The following is a 16,554-nucleotide window of genomic DNA, read 5'->3' as shown; positions in this document are numbered from 1 at the left end:
TGGTTATTTAGTTTCATAGGGATCCGTTAACATTCCTGAATTATAGATAGAAGTATTCACATGAACATCGACACCTGCATTAGTGAATATATTTTCCCACTCATTTTTATGTTTTTTCCAATATTCAGGGTTTTCCTTTGATAATTTATTTCCAAACCCAAAAACATCTGATCCAGCATCTTGTGCGATTTGAATGGTTTGTTTTATTTGCTTTGTAATTTCTTTTTCCAAATCATTTTCCAATTTTTTCAACACTTTTGCTTTACTAATATCAATTATGCAATTTGTTTCACCAATTTCACTGTTTAATGTTACGTTAACTTGTAAAGTTGGACTAGGTTTTAAAACAGTTTTAATTGTGCTATTACTTCCTTTGGTCATAAATGTAATGTGCTTATTTTTATCACAGGATATAGGAAACGACGTACCTTTTAATTCTGATAGAATTAATTGAGCAGTACGAGCCTGTTCTCTATCGTACCAATTTACTAATTTATTATGATTAATAATCCCTAAACCACTAATTTCTATAATTGATGGTTCTATATCTTGTAAATTTTCAGTTTGGTTTCTCGATTTTAGGTCCTTATTTAATTGAATCCCAGTTAATAGAAGATCTGTTCCTTCACTAGCTAAGGCAGAAATGACTTCATATACAGGCATAACCTTTGCACTTGAATACATTTTTTGATTGTTTTCACTTGTGCTAATGATGCTTTTTGTTGGGTTTGACTCAATGGGTTCAATTACCCCTAAAATGTCTTCAGCAGTCGAACCTCTTGCAATAAAAACAGGCATATATGTTCTAGCATTTTCCCCTCGTTCAAACGAATCAAATAATAAGTTTAGTCCGTCCCTCGCCACCTCTTCGCCAATAACTAATAGAGCTAGATGTGAGACATCGTTTTCTCTCGGAATGATGGCAGATGCCTTTCGAAGTGCATCATAGATCGTTTTAGATTCGACCGTATAATTCGTAACTGGTATTCCATTTGAAGTGCCTGTTGTCGATAATTGGCTTGGATTCATCACTTGATAGGTAACGCGGTATCCATTGTCTATATCCTGAGAGCGATCTATTCCCATAGCAATTATCAGACCTAATTCATTTAATTCTCTATAGTTGGAACACCCAGTGAATAACATCATACATATAAGCATTGTGTAGATTTTCTTCATTTTTGATCCCTTCTTATATTAACGCGCGTTTCATTTGATTTATTTACCGGCGATTTCTTAAGCGCTGAAATAATTGGAAAACGAATTAAACCATCTCTTTGTTCACCTATTCTTAAAGGTGCAAAAGGAGCCAAATAAGGTACACCTAACGATCGTAAACTACATAAATGTAGTAAAATACATAATGAAATTAGCAAAATCCCATAAAAACCAATAAAAGCAGAGCTGAAAATTATCATAAAACGCAGCCCTCTCGCAACATTCACAATACTTGTATTTGGAATCGTAAAGTTACTAATTGCAGAAGTGGCTACAATGATAACAATTGCAGCTGAAACAAACCCAGCCTCAACAGCTGCTTGCCCTAAAATGAGTGCTCCTACAATAGAAACAGCAGGACCAATTGCTCTAGGCATACGTACTCCAGCTTCCCTTAGCACTTCAAATGCAAGTTCCATAATTAATAATTCAACGATTGCTGGAAACGGAACCCTTTCTCTTTGGGCCATTAACGAAACCATTAATGTCGTGGGGATTAATCCATGATGGTGTGTGATTAAAGCTAAATAGATGGCGGATGCATACATATTCACAAAAAATGAGCCAATTCGAATCAATCTTAAAAATGAACTAAAAATATTGTTTTCATAATAATCTTCTGATGATTGAAAAAACTGGATGAAGTATACCGGTATAATTAAGACAAATGGTGTTCCTTGTACGAAAATAGCAATTCTGCCTTCTAATAAATTCGCAACAACTGTATCCGGCCTCTCAGAATTCTGCAAAAGAGGGAAGATTGTTTTTCTGTTGTCTCGAATTACCTCTTCTATATAATTAGAATCAAGTATGCCGTTTAACTCAATCTTCTTTATCCTAGACATAGCTTCTATAACCATGTTCTTATCCGCAATTCCCTCAATATACATAATGCCAATATCCGTTTTTGTCACGCTTCCTACTTTTGTACGTTCAAGCCGTAATTTTGAATTTTGAATTCGTGCACGAACTAATGAAATGTTTGTACTTATATTCTCTGTAAAACTATCCTTTGGCCCCTTAATTACTGTTTGGGTAGTTGGTTCAGTAATAGAACGGGATTGAATTTTTTGTGTACCAACCGTTATTGCCTTTGTATTACCATTTATCAAAATCACTGTATTTCCGGCCAAAATACGATCTAAGAGTTCAGACCAGTCTAAAATAATATTGATGGAGGCTACAGAAATAATTTGAATGATTTGATCCACCAAGTCTTTTGTAGTATTGGTAGACTCGATTTCTTTAAGAAGGTGTATAATTGGCTTTATCACATTTTCATTTATGCTTTGTTCGTCTACTATACCTTCAATATGTATGATGGAAACATTTGAATTAGTGGAAAATTTGAGTTTTCTAATAGATAAATCGGCACTGTTTCCGAATTCATTTTCTAACTTTTGAATATTTTCATCTACATTCTCGCTAATTGGAATATTATTATTATTTTGGAACACAATAAATCCCCTTTAAATGAAATGCCATACATTTTAGATCATTATTATGTTTCCCGGAATAATCTTAATTATGTTTTAGATTTTAAGAGGAGAGGAAATACGAATAAATATTTTTGAGATAAGTAGTAGAAATTTCTACATATCGTAATAAGAGACGAATTGAATCGGGAGAAACTATTGACTGTTAAAAAACATTCCTGTTATTCTAATCCCATTGCTGAGTATCATCATTAGGCGAGGCTTCTGTATTGAAGTCGCCCTGCTCCCTAGTACAATGCACTTTTTGAAAAAAATCACGTAAATCTCAATTAGTTTCTGCAACTAATAAATCTAAAATTTTATTCATCCTGATAGTTGGAGGCTTTTTTTTGAATGTTATAGTAAATAAATTTAAGAGAATGACTTATAAACAAATTCTTTTTTACACCATACTAATACTTTGCTTTGCCGTCTCAATTGTTTTTGTTAATCACAATTATTCATTCTATGAACGTCCTATAGCCAAAGTCATCGAAACGAACTTGGAAGATACAACTGAAAGTATTGATATCCATGATAACGAGGATAAGATATTCTCTCAGAGTATAATAGCCGAATTGAAAAATGGAGAAGAAAAAGGACATCTTATCCACTTAACTAATGAGTATTCATCATCCGGAGGCTATGATCAAGAATATCATGTTGGGAATGATTTGTTTGTTTCGATTGATTCAAACACAGTACAAAATAAAGAGTTAACTGGAACCATAAATGACGTTAAACGTGATAAATATGTTTTGATTATTGCATGGATTTTTATCTTCACTTTACTTTTCGTTGGCAAAAAACAAGGGTTGTTTTCTATCATAAGTTTGGCAGTCAATGCCATTTTATTATCATATTCATTAGATATTTATCTGAAAACATCAAACATGAGTTTGTTATTGATATGCAGTATAAGTGTTATTTTATTTACCGGCATTTCTTTGTTACTCGTTAACGGTTTTAATGAAAAAACATTTGCAGCTATTGTTGCGACCTTGTTAGGAACTTTTATATCGCTGTTAATTACCTATCTTGTTATGTGGTTAACTGCTGAAGAAGGACTTCGATATGAAGAAATGCAATTTCTAACCCGGCCTTATAAAATGGTGTTTATGGCAGGGGTATTAATCGGATCTTTAGGAGCCGTAATGGATGTAGCCATTACAATGTCTTCTTCTATCTTTGGGTTATATGAAAATAATAATAGCATCCCAATAAAAGCACTGAAAACGTCAGGATTGGATATTGGTAAAGATATTATGGGAACCATGACAAATATATTGTTTTTTGCATATATAAGTGGTTCCATCCCAATGCTTATTTTATATTTGACGAATGATTCTCCATTGGCGTTTACACTTTCCATGAACCTTTCATTGGAATTAGCTCGAGCCTTAGCGGGTGGTATTGGAATCGTGTTAACGATTCCGATAGGTTTATATACATCTATTTTTTTCGTTAATAGAAAGAGGGCAAGATTATGAGTGTATTAGTATTAATGGCTGCCATTTTATTTCTATTGATGATCCTTATTGGTGGAAAAAAAGGGGCACGGTCTTTTATTGCTTTATTTTTAAACTTTGGTGTACTCTTTCTTACTATTCTTTTTATGACAGATCCAAATGTTGATCCGATTACCTTAACAGTGATTTCATCTACAGTGATTAGTTGTATCACTCTATTTTATATTAATGAAGTGAACCGCAAAACAACAGCAGCATTCATTTCTACTATTATCACTATTGTTATTTCACTCTTTTTTATTGTTATCGTGACAGAAAATTCCATGATTCAGGGGTTTGGTGAAGAAGAAATAGAGGAGCTTAGCATGTTTTCCATTTATATTGGAGTAGACTTTGTTAAAGTTGGAGCTGCCATGATTATCATGAGTACAATAGGTGCGATTACTGATGTAGCCATTTCCATTGCATCACCAATGCGCGAAATATCTCATCATAATCCATTAATTAGTAGGAAGGATTTATTCACATTTGGATTAAGTATTGGGAAGGATATCTTAGGAACAAATACAAATACGTTATTTTTCGCCTTCTTTGGAGGCTATCTGGCATTAATTATCTGGTTTAAAGATTTATCTTATTCTATTGGGGAAATTGTAAATTCAAAAGTATTTAGTGTTGAAATGATCACTATACTTTGTGCCGGAATTGGTATAGCTCTGGTTATTCCAATTACTTCGTTGATAACTGCCTATTTTTTTGTGAAAACAAGAGAATAACCTTAAATAGGCTTTATCACAATAAAGTAGATGTACCACATCCAATCGTTAATTTTGCTGATAAATGAAGGAAACCCAATCTTCCATAATGGTAAGGTTGGGTTTTTCTTCTAAATCTTTGAATATCCTTAATGTATATTGCCAGTTAACCTAATTACAAACCTTCATAATCTGTTGTTTTTATTAGGCTGTTTTCGCAAACTTTGTTGCTATTTACCTAGTGGTGCAGTGTGGTTGATTTCCACTCCAGTTGCTCGCTTTCCGCGGGGCGGGCGGTGAGCCTCCTCGGCGTAAACGCCTGCGGGGTCTCTCCTGTCCCGCTGTTCCCACTGGAGTCTCGCACTTCCGTTCCAATCAACCCTTCAATAGTTTTGTTTTAATAGCAACAAACTCTTAGAAAAGTGCCTTTTATTATAAGCTATTGGGTTATCACAGAAAAATAGTAACCGCAGAATAAATCAATAACAAGCACATAATGAACCGAAATGACTTATCATGTTTGGTAAAAAAGCTTTTGAATAGCGAGCCAAACCCTGACCACAGAAGCAATGCTAACCAACCTAGAAAAATGGCTAAAGTTAAATGGAAGACAATAGATTTAATAGAATGATTGAACGGCAGAATAAAAGCACTCATCACTGTTAAAAAGAACAATATGCTTTTAACATTTATAATTTGAAAGATAAAGCCTGATAAAAAGGAAGATTTCACATCACTAAAATTCTCCTTGGAACTTTTTGATAGACCAACCTGCCAAGCCAAATAGAGTAGATATATTGCACCGGTAATTTTAAAATATGGTTCTATAATCGGGACTAAATTGTATAGACCTGTTGTAAATACTCCACTCATAATCCCAAGTGCCGCAAATCCTGCCAAGATACCAATCATAAACCTCCAAGACCCTAAAAAGCCAAATCTTCTCGCTTCATTCATCATTAAGATGTTACTTGGCCCCGGTGTAATTGATGTAATAATCACATACGAAAGAAACGCTATTATACTCATAGACTCACCTTCATTTACTAATTTACGATCGAACAGCTTTTATTGTATGATGATCATAACTATAAATAAAATTGAAATTTAAAAATTCATTATCATTTTTTTCGATACATCATACAACATAAGGAGAAACGATATGGAAATTAGACACCTTATAACATTTCAATCTATTGTAGAAATAGGAAGTTATACAGGGGCTGCTACGAAGTTAGGTTATACTCAATCTACACTAACTTCACATATACAGGCTCTTGAACGTGAGATTGGTGGGGAGCTTTTTACTTATATAAATAGAAATTTGCAACTTACTCATTTAGGGAGAGAATTAATACCTTTAGCGGAGGATTTACTTTCCACTCACGAACAGATTAAGAACATGCGAAGCACCAACCAGGTTAAGGGAGTACTAAAAGTGGCTGCACCAGAGTCTTTAACAATCTCTAGGTTAGGCCCAATAATAAGGGAATATTCCTTAAAATATCCTAATGTTAAATTAATATTAACCAACGGTACTTGTGGGCAAAACCAAATTGACTTAATGACTGGACATGTAGATGTTGCATTCATGGTCTATCCAGAAATAAAACCTGAAAAATGCATTCATTATTCGTTAATTGAGGAAAAAATCGTTCTTGTAAATGGAAATAGCGGTCCAGCACATTTTGATGAATATAAAAAAAATAACACCAACCATTTCTTCATCACAAATGAAGAAGGCTGTAGTTATCGATCAATGTTCGAAAGATATCTTTTAAAGCATGGAGTGCACAACTTTCAAACAATGGAGCTATGGAGTATAGAAGCAATCAAACAGATTGTTATGAGTGGACTTGGATTTTCTGCCTTGCCATATATGACAGTTAAAGAAGATGTAGAGAATGGTAATCTAAAAGTCTTGCCTCATTCTGAAAAATTTGAACCAATTTATTCTCATATGCTGATCAAAAAGAAAAAGTGGTTATCTCCTGCTATAGAAGCTTTTGTGGAACTTGTTATAAATTCGATTAGTGAAACTGATAAAGATATGTTTGTTCAAGATCAAGAAATAGAATTAATCAAGCAAAGTTAAAAAATAAAAAGAAAAGCTAAATTTTAACTTGAGGCAAATTTATCTTTTCTTTTTGTATTAACAAAAATTTCTCATTTGACTAAACTACCATTAATAACACTTTTTCAACAAAATGGTATTTTTGTTGAAAAAGAAATTGTATATTTTCTAAGTTGAGCATATACCTACTTGCCCTTAAATTTTTCAGTTAGAAGAGTTTTTAGGATTGAACTTTTTACGAATAAAGGCGATGCATAGTAATAGGGTTGGTATAATGATTTGCAATAGGGTATGGATATATGGAATATATACCGTAAATCCGATTTCTAAATGTTCTACATAACTTGAGGTGCTTATGAGTGATAAGGAGGTAATAATTGTCCCCAGTCCAAGTATGACAGAACGGGTTTGTTTTAATTTAAATAATTGAGCGATTCCAACAGCAGCTCCGAATGTAAACCCTCCAACCTTAAAAAACACTCCGGTTATCATCATCAAAATAACAAGTACATCAAAACGTTCAAGAAAATCTGCAATAGATACTATCCGGGTAGCTGTAAGAAGAGAAAAAAAATTATTACTATAAATCTCTGGACCCAAAACGGACAACATCATTATTGAATTAACTGTTAATAGTATACCCCCAATTAGAATGGCGGATAATCCTATTTTTTTTATGTTTTTCTTATTATTTAGAAATGGAAAAAACATCATGAAAACAACTGTTTCTCCAAATGGAAAATTTATAGCAGAGGGAATTGTCTTTATTAAGACTGGCTTAACACCATTTGCTAATACTGGAGCTAGATTATTAACATCAAACCCTTTCACGCTAATTAAAAGAATCCAAATCAGCATAAGAGCAAAAATATAAACTGGAAACACTACTTCGCCCATACGACATAAAATCTCCACTCCACCCCTTAGACAATAAATCATTAAAACCATAAAGCTACCGATTATTACAAATAGAGGAGTTTCTGTTAAAATTGTTGTGACAAGAAGATCTCCTAATTCTCTACATGCTCTTGCTGCAGAATATGTAAAATGCAAAATATAAATCAAAATTATTGGATACGAAAGATACTTTCCAATAATTTTAGGAATCATCTGAACCAATGTATCATCAGGATAAAAAGCTGATAATTGCATGTAAATAGCCATTAAGACCATACCGAATACCATACCGACTAAAATAAATATCCATGCGTCCTGTTTTACTTCTGCTCCTAATCCCAAAATTATAGCTGTCCCTAATACGTATCCAACTATTAAATAAAAAAGTTGAAACCTACCTATTTTTTCTTGGTTCATTATTGTCTCCCAGTTATAAAAAGGATTACAATCTTATTATGAAAATCGAAATCTTATTTTTGTTTATTATTACCAAGCGCAAATATGTTATACAAGTAAATAAGATACCAAATATCACATGAATACTCTTTACATTCTACTTATGACTCAGACCTTAAAATGAAATAGGCGCTATCCTTGTTAAAGGATAGCACCCGATTGTCGATGACCCTTATTAAATTAAGGCTCTTTTCTAAAAGATTGTTGTTTTTGAACAAAACTGATTAGGGTGATTGGAACGGATATGCGAGACTCCTGTGGGAGTAGCGGGACAGATGAGACCCCGCAGGCGCTTCGCGCTGAGGAGGCTCATCGCCCGCCCCACGGAAAGCGAGCATCCTGGTGCGCCAATCAACCAACCCAATACTATTTTAAAAGCAACAAAGTTTGCGAAAACAGCCTAAATTAAAGAACCCTATTAATCAATAATGAAATAACTGGTCAAACCGTTCGTCCATCTCTCAATAAAATAAAATTGTTATGCAGCTCCCTTTCATTAATCGATATCCTAATTGCCAAGTCTTTAGTTCGTAAAACAAAATCTCTGACACCTATAAATTCAGATTCAGCAATCAAATAGAATTGTGTTCCCTTTTTTAGACCTTTAAAATCATTGTTCAGCTTATATATCTTCATTTTATTACCTAGCTACTTCCTCTTAAATTTATTGATCACTGGTGGCCCTAACTAAACTTAATAGGTTGCAGGTCTTGCATGAATTCCAGAATCGCTAATTATTATATATTTTTTTTCAACCATTTTAATTCTCCATCTTTAAAAGGTCTTCCAACAACCTAGAATAATTCACTTTGGTATAATCTGATACATCCATTTCATATAACTTACCTAATTCAAACGTATCATATCCTCTAGTTGTACATCTTTTTATAAATTCCTCATAGTTTAATAAGTTATCAGCATTTCTTCTATCAGCTAATTGATCCCCTTTTTTGTAGGAAGTTACGATATGACTCAAATGCCTTGTCGGATCTAAATCTCGGTTTTTTTGTCGTTCAAATAATACATCTAAATCTGCAATTAATCGAATAGTAACAACCTCGTAACCATATCTTTCTACTAATTGCTGAATATGGGGTTTTTGTTTCTGACTAAAAGGATAATCAGACATAATATTGCTACCTACTTGCATTTGCTGTTCCATTATTTCATAGTACTTCTTCCATGCTATTTTTTCAATCCTCTGCTTTTCTTCTAAATTACGATAACCATACATATCACAATAAGATTCTTTCAAGTTATCCTGAGAAAGATTATAAAATAACCCTAATGTACTATTGATGATATTACTCAAGTAGGTTTTTCCTGTTCCTGGTAAACCCGCTAATAAGATTAAGACTTTATCCATCTTACCACCTCATAATCTAAAGAGAGAGTACAAGGAATTCCCCGTACTCTCTTTCTTTATTAGTCACATTTTCTCAAACTCTTATGAAAAAGACTATGAACTTTTATTGTAATTATTTTACTTGAAGGGTACGGTCTTCTTTATTCATGAAGATTCCGATTTTATGTTTGACAATTTCTTTTACTGCATGGTTACATGGAATAATATTATGTCGTAATGATTTAGTTACTTTAGTTTCTCCGAATGTTTCTTTCGCTGTTTTCGTCCATGCTACTAATAATTCAGTACCCACATTAAATTTACGAATCCCGTTATTAATTAACTCATGTATATCCATTTCATTAACACCTGTACCTCCGTGAATAACTAAAGGTACATCTACTACAGCGTTGATTTCTTTTAATAGTGGTAGATTAACTTCTGTTTTGGATTTATATTGACCATGATTAGTACCAATTGCAATGGCCAAAGCATCTACTCCTGTTGCTTTAACAAACTCTTCTGCATCTTTTGGGTCCGTGTAAACCTTATCATTCTCATCTACATGTATCCCTTCTTCTGTACCGCCAATAGTTCCTAGTTCGCCCTCGACTGAAACACCATATTTGTGTGCATACTCTACTACTGCTCTTGTTTTCATAATGTTCTCTTTGAATGGTAAATGAGAACCATCAAACATCACTGATGTATATCCTTTATTGATTGCCTCTTTAATATCATCAAAATCCCTTGCATGGTCTAAATGCAATACCACATCCACCATTTCATTTGTAGCCATCGTTTTACATACAGCAACGATATTTTCATGACCAATATATTTCGCAGTATCTATACTTGTTTGTATAATAATTGGCGCTCCTTGCTCTTTTGCTGCACGGATCATATCCGGTAACATCTCTAAATTATGTGCATTAAATGAACCGACTGTATAATTCAATTCTTCAGCTCTAAGTGTTACGTCTTTTAATGTTGTATACATGGTCAATTACTCTCCCTTTATATTAATCATTTATTTTCTTCCTTATCGAACACCGCGTGTAACCTCTTTAGAAACTTGCATCATTTGATCCATTTTCTTTAGATATACCTGTAATAATTCTTCATTATTCACTTTTGCTGCTTCTGCACGCTTCTTGTTATAAAGTTTTAATAACGTTTTGTAACCATTTCCTAATGACTTTTTGGCCTGAATACTTTTTTCTAACGAATCAATAGCATTATCTTCTTCGCCAAGTTCATTAAATGCTAAGCCAATCTCCTCATAAATTTTTGCTTGTTCTTCTCCAGATGTTTGATTTATGTCTTCTTTTTTAATAGAGATGGTCCGTAATAACGCTTCTTTTCGTTCTGCTGTTAACACTATCTCTTCGGTTGTTTCTTTTTTCGGTTCTTTCGTTTTTTTCTTACCAAATCCAAACATTACTTAAAACCTCCCTTTCTCTTCCCACATTCTAGAAAGCTTTTAAAAGTGGACCAATGAGCCATGCATATAGTAAAGCAGCTGTTACTGTATCAACATCTGTAGCTGTTGCATTGACAAATCCCATAGAATTGAAAGTCGTTACTAACAGTGCTGGTAATAATGTAATGAAGAAACCATGTACAATACCACCAATAATTGCTCCACGAATACCACCTGTTAAGTTACCGAATATACCGGCAGTACCACCCGCGAAGAAAGCTGTAAGCATACCTGGTAAGATCATTGCTAACCCAAAGACAGGTAATACAAACATTGCAATAATCGAGCCTATAGTAGTTGTGATAAACCCTACAATGACTGCATTGGGGCTAAAAGGGAATAGGACTGGACAATCTAATGCAGGCTTTGCATTTGGAACCAATCGCATGGCAATCCCTCTAAATGCCGGAACAATTTCACCTAGTAGTAAGCGAACCCCTGCTAATAATACATACACCCCAACTACGAATTGGATAGATTGTAAGAACGCAAACATTAAATAGTGGGTATCTCCTGATAATGTAGAAGCGAACTTTTCACCTGCAAACGCTGCTGTAATAATGTAAAGTGGAGTCATTACCACCATCAAAGATAGATAGGTATCTTGTAAGAATTCAAATTGAGCTGGTAATTTCAAATCTTCAACAGATTTTTTCTTATCGCCTTTTCCCCCAACAAGTTTCGCTACTCCTGCTTCAAACACATACCCAACTGTACAAAAGTGACCTAAAGCAATATCATCCATTCCAGTAATTTTACGAACAAATGGTTGTGCAATTGCAGGCATTGCTACCGCAAAGACACCCCCAATGAAACCGCCTACTAAAATCAAAGCAAGACCACGTAAACCTGCAAAATAACCAAATACTGTTGTCATAGTAGCCATCCAAAGAATTGCCTGACCAGTTAAAAAGATGTATTTCCATTTAGTGAACCGTGCAATGATGATATTGAAAACAAAGATAGCTAAGAAAGTTAGTGCGATATCACGACCTAAACCTAACTCATTCATTGCTTGACCGTTAATAGCTTCAATCGAAGGAATAATCCCTTGCATATGGAAACCTTCTGTAAAAATATGACCGAAATATATTAAACTACCAACAATAATGCTAGAACCGGCAGACAATACCATAAACCCTAACATCGTCTTTAACGAACCAGAAATAACTTGCCCTGTTGACTTCTTTTGCAAAATTAATCCCAACATAGCAATCAACGCGATGGTGACTGATGCCTGTGTCAAAATATTCTCGATAATAAAATTAACTACACCCATGTTTTCCCCCCCATTTCTAGCTATCTCTATTTATTTTTAAGCTAAAACGCCTTTTTCCCTTAATACTGGGGTGATTTTTTCTTCAATCTCTGGCTTAGATACAATATTTCTCAAATAAACAATTGTCGTTTGTTTCGGATCAACTGAAAATTTTTCAAATTGGGATTTGAAATTCTGTGCCGTAATAATAATATCGGGTTTTACTGAAACAGCAGACGAGATATCACTATGATCTAGTTTGGCATTGACACCTAATTTGCTTAATACATCCTCTGCCGCCATTTGACAAGCAAAACTGCTTCCTAAACCTGCTCCACATACAAATAAGATATTTACTTTTTTCATTTCACTCACTCCTATACACTTTTTGGATTATATATTTATTTGGTACTAGAAAAATCATTTGTTTTATATAAGTTCTTCTACATCAATTTTAATAACCACAGCTTTCCTTACTCCATTACTTCACTTCCATATAACACCTGCTTAAACAAGTTTATATTTTGTGCTGTAATCAATTGGTCCAATTTCTCTTCATCATTAATTAACTCAATCAGATTTTTCATCACATTTAGATGCGAATAAGAATCCACTGCTGCTAGACAAAAGACAATTTTCACCGGATCATTATCAGGATTTCCGAAATTCACCGGTTCCTTTAACGTCATGACGCTAACACCTAATTTATTTACTCCATCTTCCGGCCTTGCGTGCGCTAACGCTAAGTGCTTCCCTACTACTATATATGGCCCATAATCTTCCACAGATTTAATCATGGCATTTATATATCGTTCTTCAATGACCTCTTCTGTTAATAAGCCCTGGGCAGACTTTGTAATCGCCTCTTTCCAGTCTTTGCATTCTTGCTTTAGTAGAATGTTGGAATCCCTCAAAATATCCTGCAACATCGGCTGTATCTCCCTTGTATTAATTTTCAAATGATGTTCTTTAAAAGTATCTTCTACTTTGTGATAGCTTTCCTGTGTTACCTTCCCACCGCTTTCAACAATTAACATCAGAATATCCTGCATTAGCTTTGTGGCATCTAACTTATTGGACACGATTCTTCTCATATTCTTATTTTTGAGTAAAAAATCTTTAATTTCCTTCTTATCACTTTCTCTTAAAATCGGATTAAGTAATAATACAGGTTTTCTTGGATAATCAATTGAAATGGTTGTAAAAACTAAATCAACATCCAGCTTGTCAATAAAGGCTAGTTCATACGAACTCAATACAGCTACAATCTCGATATTGAATTGCTCTTTCAAATTCGCAGCCAATAGCTTTCCAGTTGAAATCCCATGATTACAAAGCACAACCGCCTGATAAACATATTGTTCTTTCTGCTTTATCTGGCTAGCAGAAGTTGAAAAATAAACGGTCAAAAACCCGATCTCATCTTCTGATAATGGCTTTTTGATGTAGTCTTCTATTTGCTTACTAAAGTAAGTGACTGCCTGATAAATTTCGGCATAGGATTCCTTAATAGTGTCTTTTAACGGATTAAATACCTGTAAATCATTCTTCGCCCTGCTTAATAACCCTGTGATATGCTTATACAAACCTTCATACAAATCTTCTTCTCTCTGAGAAAAAGGAATTCTGGTTACCTTTTCTACATGTTCAATTAATTGAATAGCTAATAATTGTGCTGTAACCCAATCGAATGAATTATTCATATCTTTTGGATTAAACGATTCGATTGTAAAGGTAGTATATTTAATTTCATTTAATGATGGATATAAACCAAACTCTATACAGATGGAATCGACAAAGTTTCTGACTGGATCTTCTCTTATTTCGGCTCTTACTTTGGCTAATTCCCTAAGGGTATTTCCTTCTTGCAACCGCCTTACCCATATCCCTAAAAATAGAATGCTTTGATTTCGATATACATGATTAATCTCTACTCTTGACTTTTCAAAGACATCGTCATAATGTTCTCCAATGACCCTCAATGCACTTGTATCCAAATAATCAAGAACAAATCGGTCTGCAAAGGTATTCACTGCATCAATATCTCGGTATCCCAAGAGATTTGAAATATCTGTCATACTATTAATCACGTCGTACAACATAGTGCGTATTGATCGTTCATCACCTTTTAATACAATACCTTGCTTCGTTAAACTCACTACAGAAATACCATACTCCTTTAAAAACTGACGTAGTTTTCTCATATCCTCATCTAATGTACTTTTCGATACCTGCAGTTTTTCTTCCATTTCAAAAAGCAATGTCGTTTTTGTAGTATCGGCAATATCTAAAAGTAAGGCAAGAAACCGTTCATTGGGCCTATAATAATCTGTTTCTCTGTCATCCCCAATTTTAGACAGGAGCTTTTCTCGATCCATCTCTGACAGCTCTAATTTCAACCCTTTTCCTCTTGTCGTCGTAATCGACGGATAGTTATTTTCTTCTAGGTATTTATTAATTAGGACCAATTCATTTCGGAAAGTACGCTCACTAATATTGAACTCTTTACTTAAATCCTCACAAGTCAAAAAGGTATTTACTGTCAAAAATCTTGTTAGTACTCGTTGAGTTCGTTCTTTCATGATAGTAACTCCTTTCATAATTTGATTATAAATTGTAATATTTAAATAGTTTAGTACATCTTTTTGCAACTTCAATTTGCAAAAATGTAAGCGTTAACACTTTTTTTTACAACGACAAAAAGCGACCTCATTATTCTAATTAATGAAGTCGCTTAGCCTATTTTCATACTTATTATTATTTCCACTCATTTTTGAAACAGTATTACAAGATTAGCAAAACATTATGTAAGGTAAGAATCAATTTCAAATCGATCTTTTTATACAAAATCAGTTAATGTTAATTTGTTCTTTCTCTCAATTTTAAATCCTGTTACCTCCTATATTTACATCCATATCTTTATGATTTTCAATCTATCATTCTTTTATACATCTAAACTTCCTAATGGAACAAAGTAAATCTCCTTAAACTTCCAGACCTCGTTCCTAGTATCGGCCCCACCTACGCCAAATACTTTGACAGCCACGCGTGCCATCCAACCCATAATCATTATAATTGAAAACGCTTTCAAATCCAAAGGTTATTAGAAACCAAATTTCGACATAAATATGTACGGCAACTTTGAAACTCGCTAATCGATACAGCTATGGATTAAAAAAATTGAACATTTTATCGATAGTTGTTGAAGTAGAACAGATTGGTAAGCTTTGTAACTATGTAAAATAGAATATATTAAAATTAAGCACGACTGTTTAATTAGAAAAACGAAGGCTTTCACCAAGCCCTAAGGCGAAAGCCTTCGTTTTTTATTCTTTCAACCATAAGAGATAATTTCTAATATTACAAAAAAGGCTGTAGGTGATTTCTGTAAAATCTCTACAGCCTTTTGTTTTAACGTTTGTTGGTTGTACCCCTATTAGAAAGAAATCTATTTTCTTCATGCCAAATCTTGTTGAGTAGATGACTGGCTTGAATAAGCATCTTTGTTTACTACTAAACTCTCTGCTTTTATAAATACTTGATTCGCAATCCACATGACGAGATAGGCTAATAAACTAACACTAAAAAATGGTATAAACCCAGGCACAATTGTTAATAGGACATATAGCAAAAACAAACAAAAGATCATTCCAAAAGTAAGGTGTGGATATGAGGCACCTAAAATAAATGCATTTTTTAAGTATTTGCTTATTTTCCAATCATAATGAACATAAATAGGGAAAATATAAAGTAAGACAATGAGAAACAAGAAGCTGATGACTAAAACGCAAAATCTTAGTATTGTGTAAAATATGCCTTCGGTTGGGATTAATGTTAGATCAACATATAAACTATAGCCAAAAATAACTAAGATCGCTCCAAGTATATTTGATTTTATAAATTCTTTACGATAGGTTTTCCAAAATGTCGAAAATACAGGAACTTCGGTTTGTTTTAATACCCATTTACGGATAATTGTAAAAAGCGCAACAGTTGCTGGCATAAATCCTAAGAATACAATCCCTGCCAATGTAAAAACAAGCCAAAGGAAGTTTACATATGCAAGCCTTGATATCCATTCACTTATTTTAAAAAATCCACCTGATAGCCCACCTAATCTCATA

14 protein-coding genes are annotated in these 16,554 nt (G+C 33.7%); 3 read left to right on the top strand and 11 right to left on the bottom strand.

Features of this window, described 5'->3' with window-relative positions; genetic code table 11:
- Positions 1-3 precede the first annotated feature (3 nt).
- Positions 4-1,179 carry a Ger(x)C family spore germination protein gene (locus WCV66_RS06980; protein WP_338788421.1) on the bottom strand — a complete coding sequence of 392 codons (1,176 nt, stop codon included), beginning with the start codon at positions 1,177-1,179 and terminating at the stop codon, positions 4-6.
- Positions 1,176-2,675, bottom strand: coding sequence for a spore germination protein (locus tag WCV66_RS06975; RefSeq protein ID WP_338788419.1), 1,500 nt, complete (start codon positions 2,673-2,675; stop codon positions 1,176-1,178). The genes WCV66_RS06980 and WCV66_RS06975 overlap by 4 nt, the downstream gene beginning before the upstream one ends.
- A 368-nt stretch (positions 2,676-3,043) precedes the next feature.
- On the opposite strand from WCV66_RS06975, the gene WCV66_RS06970 reads away from it, so the two are divergent.
- On the top strand, positions 3,044-4,183 hold the full coding sequence (locus WCV66_RS06970; protein ID WP_413789632.1) for a YibE/F family protein: 1,140 nt from the start codon (positions 3,044-3,046) through the stop codon (positions 4,181-4,183).
- Positions 4,180-4,938 (top strand): YibE/F family protein, encoded by a 759-nt coding sequence (locus WCV66_RS06965; protein WP_066329045.1) that lies wholly within the window; start codon positions 4,180-4,182, stop codon positions 4,936-4,938. The genes WCV66_RS06970 and WCV66_RS06965 overlap by 4 nt, the downstream gene beginning before the upstream one ends.
- Before the next feature lie 429 nt (positions 4,939-5,367).
- Here WCV66_RS06965 and WCV66_RS06960 read toward each other — a convergent pair whose 3' ends face one another.
- Complete coding sequence (locus tag WCV66_RS06960) at positions 5,368-5,946, bottom strand: LysE family transporter (RefSeq protein WP_338788417.1); 579 nt, start codon at positions 5,944-5,946, stop codon at positions 5,368-5,370.
- A gap of 133 nt (positions 5,947-6,079) precedes the next feature.
- Here WCV66_RS06960 and WCV66_RS06955 point away from each other — a divergent pair, with 133 nt between their 5' ends.
- Positions 6,080-7,012 carry a LysR family transcriptional regulator gene (locus WCV66_RS06955; protein WP_338788416.1) on the top strand — a complete coding sequence of 311 codons (933 nt, stop codon included), beginning with the start codon at positions 6,080-6,082 and terminating at the stop codon, positions 7,010-7,012.
- A 183-nt stretch (positions 7,013-7,195) separates the two neighbouring features.
- On the opposite strand, the gene WCV66_RS06950 is transcribed toward WCV66_RS06955, so the two are convergent.
- From WCV66_RS06950 to WCV66_RS06915, 8 genes are all read right to left on the bottom strand, one after another.
- A complete protein-coding gene (locus WCV66_RS06950) occupies positions 7,196-8,305 on the bottom strand; it encodes an endospore germination permease (protein ID WP_338788415.1) in 1,110 nt (369 codons plus the stop codon).
- 799 nt (positions 8,306-9,104) lie between these two features.
- Positions 9,105-9,710, bottom strand: coding sequence for an AAA family ATPase (locus tag WCV66_RS06945; RefSeq protein ID WP_338788414.1), 606 nt, complete (start codon positions 9,708-9,710; stop codon positions 9,105-9,107).
- A gap of 112 nt (positions 9,711-9,822) precedes the next feature.
- Positions 9,823-10,689: a class II fructose-bisphosphate aldolase gene (locus WCV66_RS06940; protein WP_066329053.1), complete on the bottom strand. Its 867-nt coding sequence runs from the start codon at positions 10,687-10,689 to the stop codon at positions 9,823-9,825.
- A gap of 42 nt (positions 10,690-10,731) precedes the next feature.
- Positions 10,732-11,130: a tetratricopeptide repeat protein gene (locus tag WCV66_RS06935; RefSeq protein WP_338788412.1), complete on the bottom strand. Its 399-nt coding sequence runs from the start codon at positions 11,128-11,130 to the stop codon at positions 10,732-10,734.
- A gap of 31 nt (positions 11,131-11,161) precedes the next feature.
- On the bottom strand, positions 11,162-12,451 hold the full coding sequence (locus tag WCV66_RS06930) for a PTS sugar transporter subunit IIC (RefSeq protein WP_338788411.1): 1,290 nt from the start codon (positions 12,449-12,451) through the stop codon (positions 11,162-11,164).
- 36 nt (positions 12,452-12,487) lie between these two features.
- Positions 12,488-12,796, bottom strand: a complete 309-nt coding sequence (locus WCV66_RS06925) for a PTS sugar transporter subunit IIB (RefSeq protein WP_136355383.1) — start codon at positions 12,794-12,796, stop codon at positions 12,488-12,490.
- A 107-nt stretch (positions 12,797-12,903) separates the two neighbouring features.
- Positions 12,904-15,012, bottom strand: a complete 2,109-nt coding sequence (locus WCV66_RS06920) for a BglG family transcription antiterminator (protein ID WP_338788408.1) — start codon at positions 15,010-15,012, stop codon at positions 12,904-12,906.
- 875 nt (positions 15,013-15,887) lie between these two features.
- A complete protein-coding gene (locus WCV66_RS06915; RefSeq protein ID WP_338788407.1) occupies positions 15,888-16,553 on the bottom strand; it encodes a YesL family protein in 666 nt (221 codons plus the stop codon).
- Position 16,554 lies beyond the last annotated feature (1 nt).

It is taken from the genome of Metabacillus rhizosphaerae, from assembly GCF_037201795.1.
In the GTDB taxonomy this organism is placed as follows: domain Bacteria; phylum Bacillota; class Bacilli; order Bacillales; family Bacillaceae; genus Metabacillus; species Metabacillus rhizosphaerae.
The sequence above is the reverse complement of the archived record's forward strand: the minus strand, read 5'-3'. Positions and strand labels throughout refer to the sequence as shown.

Coding starts and splice junctions, on each gene's coding strand:
- WCV66_RS06980 (WP_338788421.1), bottom strand. CDS start 1,179: ATGAAGAAAATCTACACAATGCTTATATGTATGATGTTATTCACTGGG.
- WCV66_RS06965 (WP_066329045.1), top strand. CDS start 4,180: ATGAGTGTATTAGTATTAATGGCTGCCATTTTATTTCTATTGATGATC.
- WCV66_RS06960 (WP_338788417.1), bottom strand. CDS start 5,946: ATGAGTATAATAGCGTTTCTTTCGTATGTGATTATTACATCAATTACA.
- WCV66_RS06955 (WP_338788416.1), top strand. CDS start 6,080: ATGGAAATTAGACACCTTATAACATTTCAATCTATTGTAGAAATAGGA.
- WCV66_RS06950 (WP_338788415.1), bottom strand. CDS start 8,305: ATGAACCAAGAAAAAATAGGTAGGTTTCAACTTTTTTATTTAATAGTT.
- WCV66_RS06945 (WP_338788414.1), bottom strand. CDS start 9,710: ATGGATAAAGTCTTAATCTTATTAGCGGGTTTACCAGGAACAGGAAAA.
- WCV66_RS06940 (WP_066329053.1), bottom strand. CDS start 10,689: ATGTATACAACATTAAAAGACGTAACACTTAGAGCTGAAGAATTGAAT.
- WCV66_RS06935 (WP_338788412.1), bottom strand. CDS start 11,130: ATGTTTGGATTTGGTAAGAAAAAAACGAAAGAACCGAAAAAAGAAACA.
- WCV66_RS06930 (WP_338788411.1), bottom strand. CDS start 12,451: ATGGGTGTAGTTAATTTTATTATCGAGAATATTTTGACACAGGCATCA.
- WCV66_RS06925 (WP_136355383.1), bottom strand. CDS start 12,796: ATGAAAAAAGTAAATATCTTATTTGTATGTGGAGCAGGTTTAGGAAGC.
- WCV66_RS06920 (WP_338788408.1), bottom strand. CDS start 15,012: ATGAAAGAACGAACTCAACGAGTACTAACAAGATTTTTGACAGTAAAT.
- WCV66_RS06915 (WP_338788407.1), bottom strand. CDS start 16,553: ATGAGATTAGGTGGGCTATCAGGTGGATTTTTTAAAATAAGTGAATGG.